This window comes from Parazoarcus communis SWub3 = DSM 12120 (genome assembly GCF_003226565.1).
GTDB classification, from domain to species: Bacteria; Pseudomonadota; Gammaproteobacteria; order Burkholderiales; family Rhodocyclaceae; genus Parazoarcus; species Parazoarcus communis.
Genome location: NZ_QKOE01000082.1, coordinates 1 through 790, shown reverse-complemented (window position 1 = coordinate 790; position 790 = coordinate 1). Strand labels below are relative to the sequence as shown.

Annotated in this window: 2 protein-coding genes; both read left to right on the top strand. The window is 68.0% G+C overall.

Translation table 11 applies throughout. The annotated features are described in order from the left end of the window. The coding region (locus DNK49_RS23115) for a PaaI family thioesterase (RefSeq protein ID WP_207807105.1) at positions 1–254 on the top strand (254 nt) is incomplete at its 5' end. Position 255: 1 nt separating this feature from the next. After that, complete coding sequence (locus DNK49_RS23110; RefSeq protein ID WP_165843431.1) at positions 256–765, top strand: PaaI family thioesterase; 510 nt, start codon at positions 256–258, stop codon at positions 763–765. Positions 766–790 lie beyond the last annotated feature (25 nt).

The window sequence follows — 790 nt, the reverse complement described above, 5'->3', positions numbered from 1 at the left end:
TCCTCGATGCGGCACTGGGCTCGGTCGTGTGGCGCGCCATCGACCGGCGCTGTGTGACCATGCGCCTGACGCTCGACTATCTGACGCCGGCGCGGGTCGGCGACTGGATCGAGGCGACCGGCGAGCTGATCGGCCATGACGAGCACATGGCGCATGTGCGGGGTCGGCTCTATGGTCCGCGCCACGACGTGCTGGGCGGCCTGGGCGATTTTGCCCTGCTCAGCCCGCGCCGCCAGCTTCCCGTCAGGAGTTAGAGTGATCGACGACAATCTGCCCGAGGGCTTCATCCGCATCGACTTCGACCGCGGCCTGCCCGACCCGACTTTCAACACCCATATCGGTCCGCTCTACGCCAAGCGCGGCGAGAAGGGGACGCGCGACGAATTCGTCATGGGCGTTCGCGTGCGGCCGCATATGTGCAATCCGACGGGTGGCATGCATGGCGGCATGATGATGAGCGTCGCCGATCTGGTCGGTACGATGGGCGCCGGCACTCTGGCCGGCCTGCGCAAGTTCCTGCCGACCGTCAGCATGACCTTCGACTTCGTGGCGCCGGCCAGGATCGGCGACTGGGTCGAGGGGCGTGCCGAGATCGTGCGCCAGACCCGTTCGCTGCTCTTCTCGACCATCTACCTCACGGTCGGCGAAGAAAAGATCCTGCGCGCCTCCTCGATCGCCAAGATCCCCTCGGGCGACGGCCCCGCCTTCGGCAAGGCGCGGCTCGCGCGCGAAGAGGCAGGGGCGGCAGCACTGCCGCCGCGCTGACGGCAGACGGGACGCTATGGCATCG